Source organism: Tetragenococcus koreensis (assembly GCF_003795145.1).
Taxonomy (GTDB): Bacteria; Bacillota; Bacilli; order Lactobacillales; family Enterococcaceae; genus Tetragenococcus; species Tetragenococcus koreensis.
In genome coordinates, this window is sequence record NZ_CP027786.1 from 146,698 (window position 1) to 165,918 (window position 19,221).

The 19,221-nt window shown below is 36.8% G+C and carries 16 protein-coding genes and 1 tRNA gene; 11 read left to right on the forward strand and 6 right to left on the reverse strand.

Annotated elements, in window-relative coordinates:
• Nucleotides 1-4: 4 nt before the first annotated feature.
• The 3 genes from C7K43_RS00770 to C7K43_RS00780 form a co-directional block, all read right to left on the reverse strand.
• Nucleotides 5-601, reverse strand: a complete 597-nt coding sequence (locus tag C7K43_RS00770) for a TVP38/TMEM64 family protein (RefSeq protein ID WP_124005102.1) — start codon at nt 599-601, stop codon at nt 5-7.
• A 104-nt stretch (nt 602-705) separates the two neighbouring features.
• Nucleotides 706-1,149: a threonine/serine exporter family protein gene (locus C7K43_RS00775; protein ID WP_124005103.1), complete on the reverse strand. Its 444-nt coding sequence runs from the start codon at nt 1,147-1,149 to the stop codon at nt 706-708.
• Entirely contained in the window at nt 1,146-1,907 is a 762-nt protein-coding gene (locus C7K43_RS00780) for a threonine/serine exporter family protein (RefSeq protein ID WP_124005104.1), read from the reverse strand. Before C7K43_RS00780 ends, C7K43_RS00775 begins: the two co-directional genes overlap by 4 nt.
• 301 nt (nt 1,908-2,208) lie before the next feature.
• Between C7K43_RS00780 and C7K43_RS00785 the strand changes: the two genes are divergently transcribed.
• Complete coding sequence (locus C7K43_RS00785) at nt 2,209-2,790, forward strand: TetR/AcrR family transcriptional regulator (RefSeq protein ID WP_124005105.1); 582 nt, start codon at nt 2,209-2,211, stop codon at nt 2,788-2,790.
• A 240-nt stretch (nt 2,791-3,030) separates the two neighbouring features.
• On the opposite strand, the gene C7K43_RS00790 is transcribed toward C7K43_RS00785, so the two are convergent.
• Nucleotides 3,031-3,118, reverse strand: a tRNA-Ser gene (locus tag C7K43_RS00790).
• A gap of 365 nt (nt 3,119-3,483) precedes the next feature.
• Between C7K43_RS00790 and C7K43_RS00795 the strand changes: the two genes are divergently transcribed.
• A complete protein-coding gene (locus C7K43_RS00795; RefSeq protein ID WP_124005106.1) occupies nt 3,484-4,842 on the forward strand; it encodes an IS4 family transposase in 1,359 nt (452 codons plus the stop codon).
• Between the two features lie 10 nt (nt 4,843-4,852).
• Here the strand turns inward: C7K43_RS00795 and C7K43_RS00800 are convergent, their stop codons facing one another.
• Nucleotides 4,853-5,656 carry a Cof-type HAD-IIB family hydrolase gene (locus tag C7K43_RS00800; protein ID WP_124005107.1) on the reverse strand — a complete coding sequence of 268 codons (804 nt, stop codon included), beginning with the start codon at nt 5,654-5,656 and terminating at the stop codon, nt 4,853-4,855.
• A 256-nt stretch (nt 5,657-5,912) separates the two neighbouring features.
• Here C7K43_RS00800 and C7K43_RS00805 point away from each other — a divergent pair, with 256 nt between their 5' ends.
• On the forward strand, nt 5,913-7,349 hold the full coding sequence (locus C7K43_RS00805) for an NCS2 family permease (protein WP_124005108.1): 1,437 nt from the start codon (nt 5,913-5,915) through the stop codon (nt 7,347-7,349).
• A gap of 110 nt (nt 7,350-7,459) precedes the next feature.
• Here C7K43_RS00805 and C7K43_RS00810 read toward each other — a convergent pair whose 3' ends face one another.
• Nucleotides 7,460-7,642, reverse strand: a complete 183-nt coding sequence (locus C7K43_RS00810) for a YjzD family protein (RefSeq protein WP_124005109.1) — start codon at nt 7,640-7,642, stop codon at nt 7,460-7,462.
• A gap of 121 nt (nt 7,643-7,763) precedes the next feature.
• Here C7K43_RS00810 and dnaE point away from each other — a divergent pair, with 121 nt between their 5' ends.
• From dnaE to C7K43_RS00850, 8 genes are all read left to right on the forward strand, one after another.
• Nucleotides 7,764-11,087: a DNA polymerase III subunit alpha gene (dnaE, locus tag C7K43_RS00815; protein ID WP_168711979.1), complete on the forward strand. Its 3,324-nt coding sequence runs from the start codon at nt 7,764-7,766 to the stop codon at nt 11,085-11,087.
• Nucleotides 11,088-11,250: 163 nt separating this feature from the next.
• Complete coding sequence (gene pfkA, locus C7K43_RS00820; protein WP_124005111.1) at nt 11,251-12,213, forward strand: 6-phosphofructokinase; 963 nt, start codon at nt 11,251-11,253, stop codon at nt 12,211-12,213.
• A 69-nt stretch (nt 12,214-12,282) separates the two neighbouring features.
• Nucleotides 12,283-14,049, forward strand: coding sequence for a pyruvate kinase (gene pyk / locus C7K43_RS00825; RefSeq protein WP_124005112.1), 1,767 nt, complete (start codon nt 12,283-12,285; stop codon nt 14,047-14,049).
• Between the two features lie 88 nt (nt 14,050-14,137).
• Nucleotides 14,138-14,701, forward strand: coding sequence for a DUF177 domain-containing protein (locus C7K43_RS00830; RefSeq protein WP_124005113.1), 564 nt, complete (start codon nt 14,138-14,140; stop codon nt 14,699-14,701).
• Between the two features lie 55 nt (nt 14,702-14,756).
• Nucleotides 14,757-14,939, forward strand: a complete 183-nt coding sequence (rpmF, locus tag C7K43_RS00835) for a 50S ribosomal protein L32 (protein ID WP_124005114.1) — start codon at nt 14,757-14,759, stop codon at nt 14,937-14,939.
• A 294-nt stretch (nt 14,940-15,233) separates the two neighbouring features.
• Nucleotides 15,234-16,655 carry an NADP-dependent phosphogluconate dehydrogenase gene (gene gndA / locus C7K43_RS00840; RefSeq protein WP_124005115.1) on the forward strand — a complete coding sequence of 474 codons (1,422 nt, stop codon included), beginning with the start codon at nt 15,234-15,236 and terminating at the stop codon, nt 16,653-16,655.
• 149 nt (nt 16,656-16,804) lie between these two features.
• On the forward strand, nt 16,805-17,491 hold the full coding sequence (locus C7K43_RS00845) for a response regulator transcription factor (protein ID WP_124005116.1): 687 nt from the start codon (nt 16,805-16,807) through the stop codon (nt 17,489-17,491).
• Entirely contained in the window at nt 17,485-18,975 is a 1,491-nt protein-coding gene (locus C7K43_RS00850; protein ID WP_186810728.1) for a HAMP domain-containing sensor histidine kinase, read from the forward strand. The genes C7K43_RS00845 and C7K43_RS00850 overlap by 7 nt, the downstream gene beginning before the upstream one ends.
• The last annotated feature ends 246 nt before the right edge of the window (nt 18,976-19,221 follow it).

The window sequence follows — 19,221 nt, forward strand, 5'->3', positions numbered from 1 at the left end:
CATTTCATAACAAAAATTGGACTAAATACTCACTGCCATATAGTAAAGCTAAACTATATAAAAAGACAGAAGCAGGTTTAGCTAATAAAATAATCCAAGTAAATTTTTTAAAAGAAATTCCAGTTAAACTTGCCATTAAACATAAAGCGTCGTCAGGAGCAATAGGTAAAAATATAGCTAAAGCAAAAAGACGATCGAAACGTTTTTGGTTATCTAGCCAATGAATATATTTGTTGTAAGTCTTTTCATTTATTAACCGTAAAACAAGCGGTTTTCCATATTGACGGCCTAACCAAAAGAGTATTACAGAGCCAATACAAATTCCTAAGTAATTGTAAATAAAACCTCTGAATGGGCCAAAGAGCAAGACTCCCGCAGCTAATGAAATACCGCCTGGAAGTATCGGAACAACAACTTGCAGAATTTGAATCAAAATAAACAACATCGGTCCTAAAAGAGCTGCTTGTCCGACAAATTCTTGGAGCGCTTGTATGTCAGCAAAAATCCCCAGACGGTAAAAATAAATAGATAAAGAAATCAAACCAAAAAAGCCACATAAAGAAATCAAATTGATTAATCTTTTTGATGTTGTAATACTCAATGGAGAACACCTCTAATTTCTATCACTTTACTTATAATTATAAACAAAATCATAAAAAAAGCATGCAACTAAGGGCTGATTTTCATTTAGTTAATATATTTTTATTAATTTTTTCTTGCACGAATTCGCTTATTAATTATTTGTTCAACTAAACTAGTCATTAATAAGCCGCCAACGATACTTATTGCCGTGGTTACTACAAACATTAGCTTTTCGGAACCAACGTTAGAATCTCCTAAAACAAAGGCGCGCACAGCTTCATAAGAAGGACCACCAGGTACTAAGGGAACTAAACTAGGAATATAAAAAATAATCATTGGCATTTTTTGCTTTTTGGAAAAAAAGATACTTAGACAACCGATAATAAAGGCCGCAGCAAAATTAGAAAGAGCGATACTGTTGAAAGATTGTCTTAAATAAAAATAAATAATCCAGCCGATAGCTCCAGTAAAACCACTGGTCCAAAGTGCACGTCGGGGGATATTTGCTATGATGCCAAAAGCTGCACTGCTAAGAAAACTAAGAGAAAACTGTAGAATAAATGTCATGGTAATAAACCTCCAAAAATAAAAAGAACACATGCAATTCCAAGGGCAATCGAGGTAGCTACGATAATCGCTTCTGTCCCACGAACGAGCCCGCTGACTAAGTGTCCAGCTAAAATGTCACGTAAAGAAGTTGTAATTGCTACACCAGGCACTAAAGGCATAACGGCGCCGATACACATGAAGTCGAAACTAACTGCAAGGCTGGTTTTAGTAAAAAAGAAAGCCAAGGTACCAATGACAAATGAGGTCAAGAAAGTATCGAAAAAACGTAATTCAAAATTTCGTTTTACACTACTTTTTACGAGAAAGCCAATTCCCCCAATGAGAAAAGTAGGAATAAAGTTCATCCAGCTGCCGCCAAATAAAAGCATTAAAAACGCGCTTAAAAATGCAGCACTGAAAAGTTGAACCATCATCGGAAATTCAGGGGTGTCTTTATCTATTCTTTTCAATTCTTTGTAAAGAGTCGTTAAGGCTACTTTTTTTTCAGCAAACTCTCTAGATAATTGATTAACAGCTTCAACTTTTTCTAAGTTAATCATTCGTTCCCCCACATTTTCAATTTGGGTATAATGACTACTTTTTAATCCCATAAAAATGCCTGTAGCAGTTACATAGCTGTTACTATTTGGTTCGTTGGCATTTACAGCAATACGGTTCATCGTATCTTCTACACGATACACTTCAGAACCACTTTCCATCATAATTCTACCAGCTAATAAACATGTGTCTATTAGCAAGCCATCTGCTTTTTCCATAATATATCTCCTTACGTAGTAACTATGTTAATCCTTCCATCATTCTATCTGTTTGTTATAGGACTGACAAGAAAGTTTTTTTAATAACTGAACTTAACCGAAGTACTTTTATATTTATTTTAAGATTCAACGAGAACAAGAGGTATTGAGTGTAAACAAAAAATGTATATAACTGTAATAAACGGTTATTTAAAAACAAACAGCTGTTTTTATAAAACAAGTAGAAAATCCTTTAAAATTTTGTAATTCTCGGTTAAAATAACAATATGTAGTTATATTAAAAAAGTGAGGAGGTTATGGTATGCGACATAAGGTATACACAAGAGAACATATTTTAAAAGCTGCTTATGAATTGATCGAAAAAGATGGTTTTAGTAATTTTACGGCGCGAAACGTTGCGGCTCAAATGGGAGTGTCTACTCAGCCAATCTATTTAGAATTTGAGAATATGGAAGATTTGAAACAGTCTTTGATTAAAACGATATTTGATGATTTGACCACAAAAGTATTCAGCGTTGAACACACAGGGGACAAATTGATCGATATCAGTATTAATTATATTGACTTTGCACAAAATAATCCGCGTTTATTTATGGCAATGTACCTCGATGAAAAGGGTGGAGGTAGAACGATGTATGATCTTTCCTACCAATTTTTTAAAGAAACAATTTTGCAGCAAGAGGAATACAAAGATCTAACGGAAGGATATATCGAAGCTCTTTTTCATGGAACTTGGATCCCTATTACTGGATTGGCGACATTAATGATATCAAAAGTGATTATCCCAACACGTCAACAAATAATTGCGATTATTGAGCAAAGTGTAAATGCCGTTTTAGAAAGTAATTATGAAGATAACAGCTTAAATGAAGAAAAGAAGTAAAAAAATTTATGAACTCAATACTAACTTAGCTAGAACTAGATGAAGGCGCTTTATTTAGTAGTAGCTAAGTTTCTTGTATGTAAATTTGAAGAGACCACGCTTGCTAAAATAGATCATTTTCAGATCGGCATAAATCATATTCTTTTAAAGTTGACCCGGGTTGCTTTCAAATTACTAAAATAAAAAGATGCCAAAAAGATTGAGTAATCAACCATTTTGACATCTACTAAAAGTATATAAAGGAGAGTACGGGATTTGAACCCGTGCACCGCTTTTATACGGCTCGCTGGATTTCGAGTCCAGTGCATTACCGCTCTGCCAACTCTCCGCAAATAATATTTTCTCATTTTTTTGTAGAAATGCAAGGGTTATTTTTTATTTTCTGGAAAAACTTCAGCGAAAAAAATCTTATAACTATTGTCTTACCATAGAGTGCTAGTCTTCTAAAAAGACATGATAAAAAAGAGATACCAGAATCATTTTTTACCTATTAATAATGGATTCTGGTATTAAATCGTTGTTTCTCATTAAACTCAAGTTTCGCATACCCAAAATGATGATGTCCCTTTGATAGAACAACGCTGATAGTAAAATAATGGTTCGCTTGACTTTTGTTCAAAGGATACAAAAAGAACTCCTTTTGTTTTATAATGGATTTAACGACAAATCTAAAAACAAGGAGTTCTTGCTCTTATGATACACTTAAAAAACATCAAAAATCAATTACCAAATGAAATGAACGCAATTTTTTCTGAACTGAACGTCCTGAAATTTTTACGACAAACCTCTATTTGTAAGCAAAAAGGCTATTCTCCCGCCATTATTTTTACTTTTCTTTTCAGTTTAGTGTTTAAGGGCAAGACCTTGAACCAAGTCCTCAGCGGACGTGAAGCAGATCAATATATGAAGAAAGATACCGTTTACCGTTTGATGAACGATCCGCACAATAATTGGCGTAGCTTTCTGCTTCGTTTTAGTGCTTCTGTGATCGAAAAGATCCATCGATTAACAGATCCAAGTACCCATCTACGTACGCTTGTTTTGGATGACTCAACGTTCTATCGAAATCGAAGTCAGAAAGTGCCTGGTTTGGCGCGCCTTTGGGATCATGCTTTACAAAAAGGTTATAAAGGCTATCGCATGCTAACTTTAGGCTTTTCTGATGGGTACTCTTTTATTCCTATTGATTTTGGATTGCTTTCAGGCAAAAACCAAGTCAATCAAAAACAAGCGGAAAGTGATCAAAGAACGAGTGGGGCAAAACGCTTCAAAGAAGCCCAACGATCTATGCCTGATGTGGCCATTGAGATGGTGCAAAGAGCCCTTGATCAAGGCGTTTACGCCAGTCATGTGTTAATGGATAAATGGTTTACCTCTCCTAAAATGATCGATCGTTTGCATGATTTAGGCATCCATACCCTAGGTATGGCAAAAAATGGCAAAACCCAATATTTTTATCAAAGACGTTTATATAAATTAAGCGAACTCTACCAAAAGTCAATAAAGGAATACTGTCAAGAAGCCATCATTTCCTCTATTATTGTTCAGCCAAGCAGCGGGAAGAACCCCGTCAAAATCGTTTTTGTCAAAAATCGGAATAACCAAAGTGCTTGGTTAGCCCTTATGACAGATGACCTGACTTTGTCATCCCAAGAAATCGTGAAGACGTACTCGGTTCGCTGGGACATAGAAACGTTCTTTAAAGTTTCCAAATCTCTCCTTCATTTGTCACAAGAAACCCAAACGCGCAATTATCAAGCCTTGATTTGTCATACCACCATTGTGTTCACGCGCTACATCTTATTAAGTTGGCAACAACGCTGTGCCAATGACGAGCGGACCTTAGGCGGCTTATTTTATGAACTTGCTGACCAAATAAAAGAACTTGACTGGTCGGTGGCTTTATTAGAACTAATGGACATTTTGCAAGCAGTCAGTGAAAAAGCGAGTCATAAACTACAAGACTTCATTGAAAGTCAACTACAGCTCTGGATCGATACGCTGCCCAATTATATCAAGGCTTATCTACCGAATTTGGTGTGCGAAACTTGAGTCATTAAAATTAAATAGCTAGCAGTTCCTCTAAATACTCAACCATACCATCTTCATCATTGGTTTTAGCTGTAATATCATTTGCAACGCTTTTAACTTGATCCGTAGCGTTTTTCATCGCGACGCCCCAGCCAGCATAATCAAGGAGTTCGACGTCATTATGTTCGTCGCCAAATGCGATAATATCTTTTTGGTTAATTTGCATCGATTCAGCCACTACTGACACTGCCATTGCTTTTTGTACGCCTTTTGGTACCACTTCTAAGATAGCGCTGGGTCCGCCCCAAGTACGTACTTCAATCTCATCTGAAAATTGTCTTGTTAATGTTTCTACTACAAAACTGGAAAATTCATTTTTCGTTTTAAGCATCACTGAAGTAGGATTGGTTTTTAACTGGGAAAATAAATTGGCATCTGTTGCAGTATCTGTGGCAAAAAAATCCTTTTGAAAGTTTTGTAGGTTATCAATGAAAAATGTTTCTCGGTTTTCAGCAGCAACAAAGTCTAAATGTAGTTTTTCTTTTTGCGCAAGTATTTCAAAAGCGATTTCTCGTTGAATAGAATACTCTTTTTCATAAGCCCATTTTTGCTGTGGTTTATGAACTAAAGCGCCATTAAAATTGACAATCGGAGAGTCTAAATTTAGCTGTTGATAATAATGTGCACTCATACGGTAAGGGCGTCCTGTGGCAATACTGACGATATGTCCTTTATCTCTAGCTTTTTGTATAATTTGCGCTGTTTTCGGCGTAATCGTCGAAGTATTATTCAACGTTGTGCCATCCAAATCAAGAGCGATTAGTTTTTTTGGCATAAAAATCTCCTTCGTTAACGAATTTCTATTAAGTTTACCACAAATTAGTGTTTTGACAAGAAATGACCGACAAACAAACGTGTGTATTTTCGCTAAACACGAATATTTGAAATGTTTATAATGGTTTTTGTTAAGAAACAATTGAATTAGCGTAGGCGGATATCTATAATCAGTAGTTGTTCAAGGTAAAGACAAAAATTATGGGCGTCATTATTTTACGTTGTAGCTGATATTTATAGGAGGAGTGGAAGAGAAGATGGAAAAGTTTTTTAAATTAAAAGAGAATGGTACAAATATTTCAACAGAAATTATGGCCGGGGTGACCACATTTTTTGCAATGAGCTATATTTTATTTGTGAATCCGACGATATTGTCAGCTGCTGGCATGCCATTTCAAGCAGTGTTTTTAGCAACAATTATTGCTGCTGTAATTGGGACGCTTGTAATGGGGTTATTTGCTAATGTTCCTTATGCGCAAGCTCCGGGTATGGGGTTGAATGCCTTTTTTACTTATACGGTTGTTTTTGGCTTAGGTTATACATGGCAACAAGCACTAGCAATGGTATTTATTTGTGGTTTGATTAACATTATCATTACTATCACAAAAATTCGTAAATTAATTATTCGAGCAATTCCGGAAAGCATGCAACATGCCATAGGCGGAGGTATCGGTATTTTTGTGGCTTATGTCGGGTTAAAAAATGCGAATTTACTAACGTTTTCGGCTGATTCTGATTCGATTATTGGTGCAACAGTAGAAGGCGGAGAAGTTATTAGTGCTGATATTAATGGTGGAATTGTTCCTGCTTTAGTTAATTTTGATAATCCTGCAGTGATTTTAGCTCTAATTGGTTTAGTTTTAACGACAATTTTAGTGGTAGCCAATATCCGTGGAGCTGTGTTAATTGGTATTGTAGGGACGACCATCATTGGTATCTTAATGGGTGTGGTGGATTTAAGTACTTTAGATTGGGATACCAATACATTGGGCCAGTCGATTAATGAACTAGGTACGACTTTTGGAGCCGCTTTTGGTCAAGAGGGGATGCAGTCACTATTCAGTGATTCGGCCAGGATTCCGCAAGTGATAATGACCATTATTGCTTTTAGCTTATCAGATACTTTTGATACAATCGGTACATTTATTGGAACAGGTCGTCGGACTGGTATTTTTTCCAAAAAAGATGAAGTAGCGCTAGAAGATAGTAAAGGAATGAATACAAAAATGGACCGCGCTTTATTCGCTGATGCGGTCGCCACATCTATTGGAGCTGTTTTTGGTACTTCCAATACGACGACTTTCGTTGAATCTGCAGCAGGAATTGGCGCTGGCGGAAGAACAGGTTTGACTTCTGTAACTGTGGCTGTCATGTTTGGTTTGAGCAGTTTGTTCTCTCCTTTAATTTCAATTGTTCCTGCACAAGCAACAGCTCCAGCGTTAGTTTTAGTCGGTATTATGATGCTTTCTTCCTTTAAAGATATTAATTGGTCAACTTTGGAAGAAGCAGTACCTGCTTTTTTTGCTTCAATTTTTATGGGACTATGCTATAGTATTTCATACGGTATCGCAGCTGGATTTATTTTTTACTCCATTGTAAAAATTGTTAAAGGGAAAGCACAAGAAGTTTCATCGATCTTATGGGTAATTGATTTATTATTTATTTTGAATTTTGTTATTTTAGCACTGCTTTAAAAAAGTGAGCTGTTTTTTCATAAGCTGTTGCAAGTGTTTAAAATCAAATGGAATTGGTTGAAAAGAATAAAAAACCCGTTACAATAGACAGTAACGGGTTTTTTTATCGATTAATGGGTTTGTTTTTTATTAGGATAAGCGATTGTGCCTACAGCCATAACGATTACAGCGACAATTAAGGAACAAATTAATGTCAAGGTAAAATCGTAATCTGTACTGGTCAAGGCACTGCCTAGAAAACCTACAACTTGCCCTAAAATTAAGGACCAAATGATTGTAATAAGGTAGCGCATTGCTACACCTTCTTTCAACTCTTGCATATTCGGTTTTAGTGTATCATAATTTAAAAACTTGTAAAGTTAAAACCATTGAACTTACCGCTTGCTACTATCTATTTTTAAGGGAGTAATGGAAATGAGCGTCTCACAATTAACAACACTAACATCTTATTCTTTATTACAAAGCACAATCACAATTCCGCAATACGTTCAAGCAGCAAAAAAATTGGGCTATGATCATTTAGGGATTACAGATCGAAACAATCTTTACGGCGCTTTAGATTTTGTTAAAGCTTGCCAAAAAGTACAAATCCAGCCCATTATTGGATTATTGCTTGAATATTATTCCCAACAAACACAAAAGGAACATGAGATTTTTCTCTTTGCCAAAAATGATCAAGGTTATAAAAAACTGATGCGTATATCAAGCCAAAAAATGAGCGGCTCACAAGTTCTATTAGAAAAAGAGGCTTCTTTAACCGACTTATTTGCTATCTTACCAGCTGAAAATGAATTGTCAGAATTACGGGACGCAGAAGATCAGCAAGTTAATGATAGAGTAGCTGGTTTGCAAAAAGTATTTGGCAAAGAACAACTTTTTTACGGAGTACCTTATCAAGAGCCCTTAGTAAGTGATGTGACTGAATGGATGGAACAACAAGAAGTAGCACCCGCTGCGTACCAGTTGGTCGACTCACTTCATCCTGCAGAAGCTTTTTCTGTAAAAGTTATGCACCATATTAAAGAGGGCGAACAAATTGAAAATCTGCAACAAGAGATGCAACAAGTCACTCCTTTTAGAAGTTTGGAAACGCCCGAAAAAAGAGAAACTTGGTATGAAACAAATGCTCCCCAAGCTTTACAACAAGCAGAGCTAATTGCAACTAACTGTCGAGCAGAAATTCCTTTACAGCAAAAGTTATTGCCGCATTATCCTTTAAAAGAGGGAGTAACTGCTAGCCAATATTTAAAAGATTTGTGTGAAACGAAATTACCGGAAAGAATTGAAAAGGTTGATCAACGTTATCGACAACGGCTAGATTATGAACTTTCAGTTATCCACAAAATGGGTTTTGATGATTATTTCCTAATTGTTTGGGACGTGATGGCCTATTTGCATGAGCATAAGATTGTAACTGGCGCAGGACGTGGTTCAGCAGCTGGCTCTTTAACTGCTTATGTCTTGTCTATTACAGATGTTGATCCGATTAAGTACGATTTGCTGTTTGAACGTTTTTTAAATCCTGAGCGTAATACGATGCCTGATATTGATTTAGATATCCCAGATAACAAACGAGGCGAAGTTTTACAGTATGTAAAAGAAAAATATGGACAAAATCATGCTGCTCAGATTGCTACATTTGGTACGATGGCTGCCAAAATGGTTTTACGTGATACTTGTAGAGTTTTTGGCCTTTCACAAAGCGAAGCAAATCGGTGGTCTAATGCTATTCCTAAACAATTGAAAATTACTTTAGATGAAGCTTATAGTCAGTCAAAAGCGCTGCGTGAACTAGCTAATATGAATGAGCGCAATAAGCAATTATTTCAAGCTGCTAGAACATTAGAAGGGCTGCCGCGTCACGTATCAACGCATGCAGCAGGAGTGGTAATCAGCGACCAGGATTTGTTGGATTTAGTCCCTTTACAAGAAGGCTCTGAAGGTATCTGGTTGACTCAATTTACGATGAATGACGTAGAAGAAACGGGTTTGTTAAAAATTGATTTCTTAGGTTTGCGCAATTTATCAATCATTGCTGATACGTTACAAGGCATCCAAAAAGTTGCCAACCAAACGATTACACAAAAAGACATTCCTCTAGATGATAAAAAGACCCTACGTTTGTTTCAAAAGGGAGAGACTACCGGAATTTTTCAATTCGAATCCGCGGGAATCAGAAATGTTTTACGTCGGTTGGTTCCTGAAACGATCGAAGATATTGCGGCGGTCAATGCATTGTATCGGCCGGGTCCAATGAGAAACATTGATACCTTTATTAAAAGAAAACACGGCAAAGAAAAAATTGATTATTTAGATGCAAGTTTAAAACCCATTTTGGAAAACACTTATGGAGTCATGGTTTACCAAGAGCAGATCATGCAAGTTGCTTCCCAGATGGCTGGTTTTACCTTGGCACAGGCAGATATTTTACGCCGAGCAATCAGTAAAAAGAAAAAAAATGTTTTAGACCAACAACGGCGGTACTTTATCGAAGGAGCACAAAAAAAAGGTTTTACGAAAGAAAAAGCGGATCAAGTCTATGATTACATTGAACGTTTTGCTGATTATGGATTTAATCGTTCGCACGCTTTTGCTTATTCTTTTGTGGCTTTTCAAATGGGCTATTTAAAAGTTCATTATCCTGCACCTTTTTTTAAAGCATTATTGCGTTCAGTTTTGCATAATCCCAAAAAAATGAAAGAATACCTTAGCGATGCTAAAAACGCAGGGGTTAAAATTTTAAATCCGTCTATCAATCAAAGCGGATATTCGTTTTACTTAAATTCATTACAAGAGATTCGTTTTGGCTTAGGTAGCATTAAAGGAATACGTCGTGATTTTATTTTTGATATTCTTGATGAAAGAAAAGAAAATGGCGCTTACGCTTCACTAAATCAGTTTTTAGCGCGTGTAGGCCAACGTAATAGCAAATGGTTAAAAGAAGAAAATATCCGACCTCTAATTGCTATTGGGGCCTTTGATGATCTTGAAAAAAATCGCCGACAAGCGATGTCCCAGCTAGAAGGCAAGATCCAAAATGTTCTGTATAGCGGTGGTAGCATGGATTTACTAGATATGATGGCTTTAAAAAACGAAGCACTGGCTGATTTTAGTTTTGAAGAAAAGTTAAATTTAGAGGATGAATATCTAGGAATCTATTTATCGGGCCATCCGGTAGAACAATTTAATAAAATTAAGCAGAGAAAAAAAGTGGCTGATATTTCGGAGCTAATTGAAAATACGACGGTCAATCTATTAATTTATTTAACAGATATCCGTGAAATTCGAACAAAAAAAGGAGAACAGATGGCCTTTTTAGAAGGAAATGACCCGACAGATGAAACCTCGATTACTGTGTTTCCTCGTTTGTACCGAAAAATAAGAAGCCAATTGGCAGAAAGCCAAGTTTATTACGTGGAAGGAAAAGTGGAGCGCAGTACGTATAATGATCAGCTGCAAATTATTGCTAACCAAGTAGTAGAAGCGAAAACACTGGCAGATACCATTGCTGATAAAACGGGGTATTTGAAGATACCAACAGATGCTGCTCAAAATTCACTGCTTACAGAATTGTATGCTGTGATAAAGAATTCTACGGGGAATGTGCCTATTGTCATTTTTTATGAAGAAACAGGCGAAACGCGACTTTTACCAGAAAACAACTGGGTGACGTATACAGATGAGTTGCAACAGTCACTAGAAAAAATTATAGGTAAAGAAAACGTCGTATTTAAATAATTTTTCTGAAATATTTTCACTAAATATTTTCATAAATATCGTTTTTTTCTGGTTTGACCAAGACATTTGATTTAATTAATGATAGAATGTTAAGCGAATTGAAAGCTTTAAAAGCAATCACTTGGATTTGCTAAATTATACTATTGATGAGGTGAAGTAGAATATGAAGCGCATTGGAATCTTGACCAGCGGCGGGGATGCTCCTGGTATGAATGCGGCGATTCGTGCAATTACACGTAAAGCAATCTACAACGGAATGGAAGTCTACGGGATCAATTATGGTTTTGCCGGATTGGTCGCTGGAGATATTCGTCGTTTAGAAATTGCTGATGTTGGAGACAAAATTCAACGCGGCGGGACTTTTCTTTACTCAGCACGTTATCCTGAATTTGCGACAGAAGAAGGACAATTAAAGGGAATTGAACAGCTGAATAAGTTTGGTATTGAAGGACTCGTTGTGATCGGTGGGGATGGTTCTTACCACGGAGCGCTTGCTTTAACCAGACACGGTTATCCGGCAGTGGGGATTCCAGGTACAATTGATAATGATATCCCTGGAACTGATTTTACGATCGGCTTTGATACAGCTACGAATACAATATTGGATTCATTAGACCGTATCCGTGATACGGCAACTTCACATGTCCGTACATTTATCATTGAAGTAATGGGACGCGATGCAGGTGATATTGCTTTGTGGGCTGGTGTAGCCGGCGGAGCTGATGAAATTATCATTCCTGAACATGACTTTCATATGGATAAGGTTGCAAAACGTATTCAAGAAGGACGCGATCGTGGGAAAAAACATTGCTTAATCGTTGTAGCTGAAGGCGTAATGGGCGGTAATGAATTTGCTGAAAAACTTAAAGAGTATGGCGACTTCCATACAAGAGTTTCCATTCTTGGACACGTTGCACGTGGTGGTTCGCCAAGTGCCAGAGATCGCGTGTTAGCTAGTAAGTTCGGTGGTTTTGCAGTTGAACTTTTACAAGAAGGCAAAGGCGGACTATGTGTTGGTATGCTTGATAATAAAGTCGTGGCCTCAGATATCGTTGATACGTTAGAAAACGGTCAACACCAACCAGATCTTTCACTTTATGACTTGAACCAAGAATTATCATTTTAGTATTTTTCTTATGGAAATTGAGCAAAATTGTTATGCTATTTTAAATAAACGAATAGGAGTAGGTTATTAATGAAAAAAACAAAAATCGTTAGTACGTTAGGACCAGCTAGTAATTCGATCGATACGATCACAAAATTGATTGAAGCCGGTGCGAATGTTTTCCGTTTCAACTTTTCTCACGGTGATCACGACGAACATTTAGACCGAATGGACAAAGTCCGTCAAGCTGTCGAAAAGACTGGAATAGATGTAGGGATTCTTCTAGATACAAAAGGTGCTGAAATTCGCACAACCCCCCAAGCAACTGAAACAGGTAAAATTCCATTTGAAATTGGCGATGCTGTACGTATTGCTATGGATCCAGATCTAGAAGGTACGAAAGAAAAAATCTCTGTGACCTATGAAGGACTTTATGATGACGTTCATGAAGGAGGTCATATTTTATTCGATGATGGTTTAATTGACATGTTGATCTTAGAAAAAGATGACACCAATCGGGAACTAGTTACCGAAGTTCAAAACCCAGGTATTTTAGGCTCACGTAAAGGTGTTAACGCACCTGGCGTTTCCATCAGCTTACCAGGAATTACTGATAAAGATGCCGATGATATCCGTTTTGGCTTAAAACATGATATCAACTATATCGCAGCAAGCTTTGTCCGCAAAGCTCAAGATGTATTGGATATACGAGAAATTTTAGAAGACACTGGAATGACTCACGTTCAAATTTTCCCTAAAATTGAATCACAAGAAGGTATCGACAACATCGATGAAATCTTGAAAGTTTCAGATGGTATTATGGTTGCTCGTGGTGATATGGGTGTTGAAATTCCTTCTGAATTAGTTCCAATGGTGCAAAAAGATATCATCAAAAAATGTAATGCTGCAGGAAAATCAGTTATTACAGCTACTCAAATGCTAGAATCAATGCAAGAAAATCCACGTCCAACTCGCGCAGAAGCTTCAGACGTTGCCAATGCAGTGTTTGACGGAACCGATGCAACGATGCTTTCAGGAGAATCAGCTAACGGAAGCTATCCGGTTGAAGCTGTTACAACTATGGCACGTATTGACGTAGAGGCAGAAAAATCGATGCTACGTCTTGGTTCTTACCAAATTAACCAATTCGACAAAACAGATGTGACGGAAACAATTGGTCTTTCCGTAGCACGTGCAGCTAAAAATTTAGGTGTTAAATGTATTGTGGCTGCTACAGAATCCGGTCACACTGCCAAAATGATCTCTAAATATCGTCCAGATGCTGATATTTTAGCTGTAACTTTTGATGAACATACAAAACGTGGTTTGATGTTAAATTGGGGCGTTTATCCAACAGTGACAGAAAAGCCTAGTACAACTGATGATATGTTTGAATTAGCAACGAAAAAGACTTTAGAGTTAGGCTTTGCCCAAGAAGGAGATTTGATTCTTATTACAGCAGGGGTGCCGGTAGGAGAACGCGGTACAACCAATGTTATGAAGATCCAAATGATTGGTTCAAAACTAATCGAAGCTCAAGGTGTGGGTGGCCATTCAGTAGTAGCTAATACAGTAGTAGCGAAAACAGCTGAAGAAGCTGTTGCTAAAGCAAAAGACGGTATGGTTTTAGTTGTTCCATCAACAGATAAAGAATATATGCCAGCAATTGAAAAGGCCGCTGCGTTAGTAGTAGAAGAAGGCGGATTGACTTCTCATGCGGCAGTTGTTGGTGTTGCTCAAGACTTGCCAGTTATTGTAGGCGCACAAGATGCCCTAAATGTTATTAAAGAAGGCGAATTAGTTACAATCGATCCTCGACGCGGGATTGTTTATCGCGGAGAAACGATGGCTATCTAATTTTCATTAAAAAGGGTGACAAGAAAATTCCGTTGACAAAGGTAGTTTCCGTCTGTATAATAGCTTTTGTTGCTTAGGGGTGAAACAAATGAAATGGTCTTTAGCAGAATTAAGAAAATACCAAGAAACACCGCTGCAGTTTAATGAGACACTTAACCTTAAAAACGAATTAATGAATCGAGACAAACAAATTTTAGATCTCACGCCTGTGGGTGTCGAAGGTTTGGTTGTGGTAGAAGAGAATGACTATATTTTACACTATACGGTTGCAACAACTATCACTTTACCATCGTCTCGTTCACTTGAACCTGTAGTATTACCGATGAATTTCTCAGTAGATGAAGTGTTTATGACACCAGAGCAATATGAACAGTTAGACGAATCAGTTCAAGCTGAAGAAATTTTGCTACTAGAAAAGCAACAGCTGGATTTAAGTGATTCAGTTGCTGATAATATTTTACTTGAAATTCCTGTACAAGTGCTCACTGAAGAAGAAAAACAATCCGGTACGATGCCTTCTGGTGAAGACTGGGCTGTAATTTCAGAAGATGAGTACAATAAACAAAAAGAAGCGGAAAAAGAGGAAGCAATTGATCCTCGCCTGGCAGATTTATCCTTAATTTTAGAAGATTTAAAAGAGGATGAAACGTAAGATTACTTTAAGTAAACCCTGAATAGGCAGAAATCACTACAAGGAGGTGCAGTAAATGGCAGTACCAGCTAGAAAAACTTCAAAATCAAAAAAAGCAAAACGCCGTACACATCATAAAATAATGACAAACGGGTTAAATGAATGCCCAAATTGTGGTGAAATGAAAAAAAGCCACCACGTATGTGCAAATTGTGGCTACTATGATGGTAAAGATGTTACCGCAAAAGAAGAAGCATAGTGTATTTTAAATACAAGATGAAAATAAACCTTAGGCTGAACTAAAGTCTAAGGTTTTTTCTTATTTATTGAGTATTTTCAAATTTGGGTGCTCTCTTAGTTTGTAAAGAGATAAGTTATTTTTTTTGATGGTATATAACTTTTTTGCGTTCAATTACAAACATGTGTTAAACCCGCCTTATGAAATATCAAACGTGAAAACAATGAAAAATCTACAGTTTTCTTTGAATGAAATTATTTTTACGCTATAATGGTATTGATTTATCAATTTTAGTAATTTTTAGGAGGACTATAAATGACAAAACAACAAGTTGGCGTTGTCGGTATGGCCGTGATGGGGAAAAACTTGGCCTTAAATATTGAAAGCCGCGGATATTCCGTCGCGCTATATAATCGTACTGGCTCTAAAACAGAAGATGTGATTCAAGAACATCCAGATAAAAATTTAAAGGGTACGTATAGCGTGGAAGAATTTGTTCAGGCGATCGAAAAGCCTCGTCGCATCCTCTTAATGGTCAAAGCTGGTAAAGGTACTGACGCGACAATTCAAGCGCTTCTGCCTCACCTAGACCAAGGCGATGTATTAATCGATGGTGGGAATACATTTTTTGAAAATACCATGCGCAGAAATGCTGAATTGGCCGATTCAGGGATTAATTTCATCGGTACCGGCGTTTCTGGCGGCGAAGAAGGCGCACTAAAGGGTCCTTCGATTATGCCAGGTGGACAAAAAGAAGCGTATGATTTAGTGGCACCAATCCTAGAAAGGATTGCTGCCAAAGCTGACGATGGGACGCCTTGCGTGACGTATATTGGCCCGAATGGCGCTGGCCACTATGTGAAAATGGTCCATAACGGTATTGAGTATGGTGACATGCAATTAATCGCTGAATCCTATGATTTAATGAAAAATGTGCTAGGTTTATCGGTTGAAGAAATGGCTGATATTTTTGCAGAGTGGAATCAAGGTGAATTGGATAGCTACTTGATTGATATTACTGCAGAAGTTTTAACACGTAAAGATGATGAAGGCACAGGGAAACCTATTGTGGATGTGATCTTAGATGCAGCAGGCAATAAAGGTACCGGAAAATGGACTAGTCAAAGCTCATTGGATTTAGGTGTGCCGTTGCCATTGATTACTGAATCTGTTTTTGCTCGTTATATTTCAGCTTACAAAGAAGAACGTGTGCAAGCGAGCCAAGTGTTAAAGAAAACGCCAGAATATTCTTATACAGGCGATAAAAAAGATTTGATTGAAAAAATTCGCCAAGCCCTATATTTCAGTAAAATTATGAGTTATGCGCAAGGATTCGCACAACTTCGGGCAGCTTCTAAAGAGTATGAATGGGATCTGCCATTTGGTGAAATCGCGAAAATTTGGCGCGCTGGCTGTATTATTCGTGCACAATTTCTACAAAAAATCACAGATGCTTATGATAAGAACCCGACAATTGATAATCTGCTATTAGATGATTATTTCAAAGATATTGCGGAAAAATATCAACAATCTGTACGAGACGTTATTGCTGTAGCTGTGCAAGCAGGAGTTCCTGTGCCAGCCCTTTCCTCAGCGATTGCTTATTTTGATTCTTATCGGGCAGAAAAATTACCTGCTAATCTGATTCAAGCTCAACGCGATTACTTTGGTGCTCATACGTATGAACGAGTAGACAAAGAAGGAATCTTCCACTACTCTTGGTATGATGAACAATAAGAAAAATGACGATTAACAAAGAAAGAGATGAGTCCATTCTAATTTTTTTGGACGAATCTCTTTTTTATTTTGTAAGTACGTGATAAACTCTGTATAGTGTTTTATTGGTAATACAATAAATGGAAACGAAAAAAGGAGAATAAAATTTAATGAGCGGCATTCTAATAATTGAAGACGAGAAAAATTTAGCTCGATTTGTAGAATTAGAATTAAAGCATGAAGGCTATGATACCGAGGTCCATTATAATGGACGAACTGGCTTAGATGCGGCATTAAATAGTGATTGGGACGCAATTTTGTTAGATTTGATGTTACCAGAGTTAAATGGTTTAGAGATATGTCGCAGGGTTCGTCAAATTAAAAATACGCCAATTATTATGATGACCGCTCGCGATTCGGTGATTGATCGTGTTTCTGGGTTGGATCATGGCGCTGATGATTATATTGTCAAACCATTTGCAATTGAAGAACTTTTGGCACGTTTGCGCGCATTGTTACGACGCGTTGATATTGAAGGAGATAAAAATTCAGGCAAACAAACGACGCTTAATTATCGTGACTTAGTGATAGAAAAAGAAAACCGAGTAGTAAGACGCGGTTCAGAAGTCATTGAACTAACCAAACGTGAGTATGAACTTTTACTAACTTTAATGGAAAATGTAAATGTGGTCTTAGCAAGAGATGTTTTACTAAAAAAAGTTTGGGGATATCAAACAGAAATTGAAACCAACGTTGTTGATGTTTATATTCGTTATTTGCGTAATAAAATAGACATCCCAGGAGAAGAAAGTTATATACAAACAGTACGTGGTACGGGATACGTGATGCGATCGTGAAAAGAAAAAATACAGAAAGAAAAGAACTTAGAAAACCCACTTTAACAATGAAATGGGCTTTTGCGAGTTCTTTCTTTATATTTATCGTTATTACTGTTTTTGCCGTTATTACATATAAAACAGCAGTAAATCTTATGATAGAAAGAGAGCAACAGGATGCAGAACAGACAACTTATGAAGCTGTTTCGCACTTAGCTGATGCTAACCAACAACTAGACAAAGAAACTTCCTATAAAAATTTGGTTGAATTTCCTGATATAAATCAAGATCTAACAGAAGAAAATGAAGATAGCGCTACTGTTGTTTCTGAATTAGGTCAGCCCAATTTAAGTTTGTATGTTTATGATTTACAAGAAAATTTAGTTTTTAGAACGGGTGAACAAGAGTTAGCTTTACGCTCACAAGAAGCAAAGGAACCTACAATTATAACAAATGAAGAAAAGCCAGGATTTCTGCTTATTCAACCTGTTTATTCAAAAGAGACAAGAGAAAAAATTGGTTATGCCCAGGCTTTTTATGAGCTATCTTCATTTTATAACATTCGAAACCGTCTGCTGATGACTTTGATTGTGTTAGAAGTTTTGTTTTTGCTTGTAAGTAGTGCTCTGGGCTATTTATTGTCCGCTCATTTATTGAAGCCTTTAAAAACATTGCGCAATACCATGGAAAGTATACAAAAAGATCCGCAATCGACTATTCACGCACCTGAACCAAAGAGTCAGGATGAACTGGCCGATTTATCTGATATCTTTAACAACATGTTGGATCGGATGCGTTCTTATACTGAACAACAAGAACAATTTGTTGAAGATGTATCACATGAACTGCGTACACCCGTAGCTGTTATAGAAGGACATTTAAATATGTTGAAACGTTGGGGCAAAGATGACCCAGAAATTTTAGAAGAATCTATTGATGCAAGTGTACAAGAAATTAGTCGAATGAAAACGCTGGTCCAAGAGATGTTGGATCTTTCACGTGCTGAACAAGTTGACATTTATTATAAAAATGAAACAGCACCAGCCAGAGAGATTGTTTACCAAGTGTTTAATAACTTTAAAATGTTGTATCCTGAATTTAGATTTACCATCGATGATGATTTACAGGAAGAAAAGACGGTGCAAATTTACCGCGATCATTTCGAACAAATTTTAATTATTATTATGGATAATGCGATAAAGTATTCTACTGAGCGCAAGGAAGTACACCTTTCTATTTCTAGCAATCAACAAGAACTTGAGTTAGCGATTCAAGACTTTGGCGAAGGCATCACTCAAGAAAATATCAATAAGATTTTTCATCGTTTCTATCGGGTAGACAAAGCTAGAGCTCGGACTAAAGGCGGTAATGGCTTAGGCTTGTCGATTGTAAAGAAATTATTGGATAGCTATAAAGGACAAATTATGGCAGAAAGTAGTTTGGGACAAGGGACAATTTTCAGAGTCAGTCTCCCATTAGTTCAAGATGACATATCGCAAAAATAAAGAAACGAATTATTAACTTTAATTTCTTGGGAAATATGAGAAACAATAACAATTAAGCGAACTTTAGAAACGAACTAGCTATAAAAGTTCGTTTCTAAAGTTTTTATTTATTTCATTGATTTTTATTGTTGATTTTTATCGAAAGAATTGCTATATTAGTAAATGTCCTTGTTAAGTCGATTAAGTTTTTTATTAATGAACTTTAAAAAAAGTTATTGACGAGTTTAAGAACAAGTGATATTATAA

Coding starts and splice junctions, on each gene's coding strand:
- C7K43_RS00810 (WP_124005109.1), bottom strand. CDS start 7,642: ATGCGCTACCTTATTACAATCATTTGGTCCTTAATTTTAGGGCAAGTT.
- C7K43_RS00805 (WP_124005108.1), top strand. CDS start 5,913: ATGGAAAAGTTTTTTAAATTAAAAGAGAATGGTACAAATATTTCAACA.
- dnaE (WP_168711979.1), top strand. CDS start 7,764: ATGAGCGTCTCACAATTAACAACACTAACATCTTATTCTTTATTACAA.
- C7K43_RS00775 (WP_124005103.1), bottom strand. CDS start 1,149: ATGACATTTATTCTACAGTTTTCTCTTAGTTTTCTTAGCAGTGCAGCT.
- C7K43_RS00795 (WP_124005106.1), top strand. CDS start 3,484: ATGATACACTTAAAAAACATCAAAAATCAATTACCAAATGAAATGAAC.
- C7K43_RS00780 (WP_124005104.1), bottom strand. CDS start 1,907: ATGGAAAAAGCAGATGGCTTGCTAATAGACACATGTTTATTAGCTGGT.
- C7K43_RS00785 (WP_124005105.1), top strand. CDS start 2,209: ATGCGACATAAGGTATACACAAGAGAACATATTTTAAAAGCTGCTTAT.
- pyk (WP_124005112.1), top strand. CDS start 12,283: ATGAAAAAAACAAAAATCGTTAGTACGTTAGGACCAGCTAGTAATTCG.
- C7K43_RS00830 (WP_124005113.1), top strand. CDS start 14,138: ATGAAATGGTCTTTAGCAGAATTAAGAAAATACCAAGAAACACCGCTG.
- gndA (WP_124005115.1), top strand. CDS start 15,234: ATGACAAAACAACAAGTTGGCGTTGTCGGTATGGCCGTGATGGGGAAA.
- C7K43_RS00845 (WP_124005116.1), top strand. CDS start 16,805: ATGAGCGGCATTCTAATAATTGAAGACGAGAAAAATTTAGCTCGATTT.
- rpmF (WP_124005114.1), top strand. CDS start 14,757: ATGGCAGTACCAGCTAGAAAAACTTCAAAATCAAAAAAAGCAAAACGC.
- C7K43_RS00800 (WP_124005107.1), bottom strand. CDS start 5,656: ATGCCAAAAAAACTAATCGCTCTTGATTTGGATGGCACAACGTTGAAT.
- pfkA (WP_124005111.1), top strand. CDS start 11,251: ATGAAGCGCATTGGAATCTTGACCAGCGGCGGGGATGCTCCTGGTATG.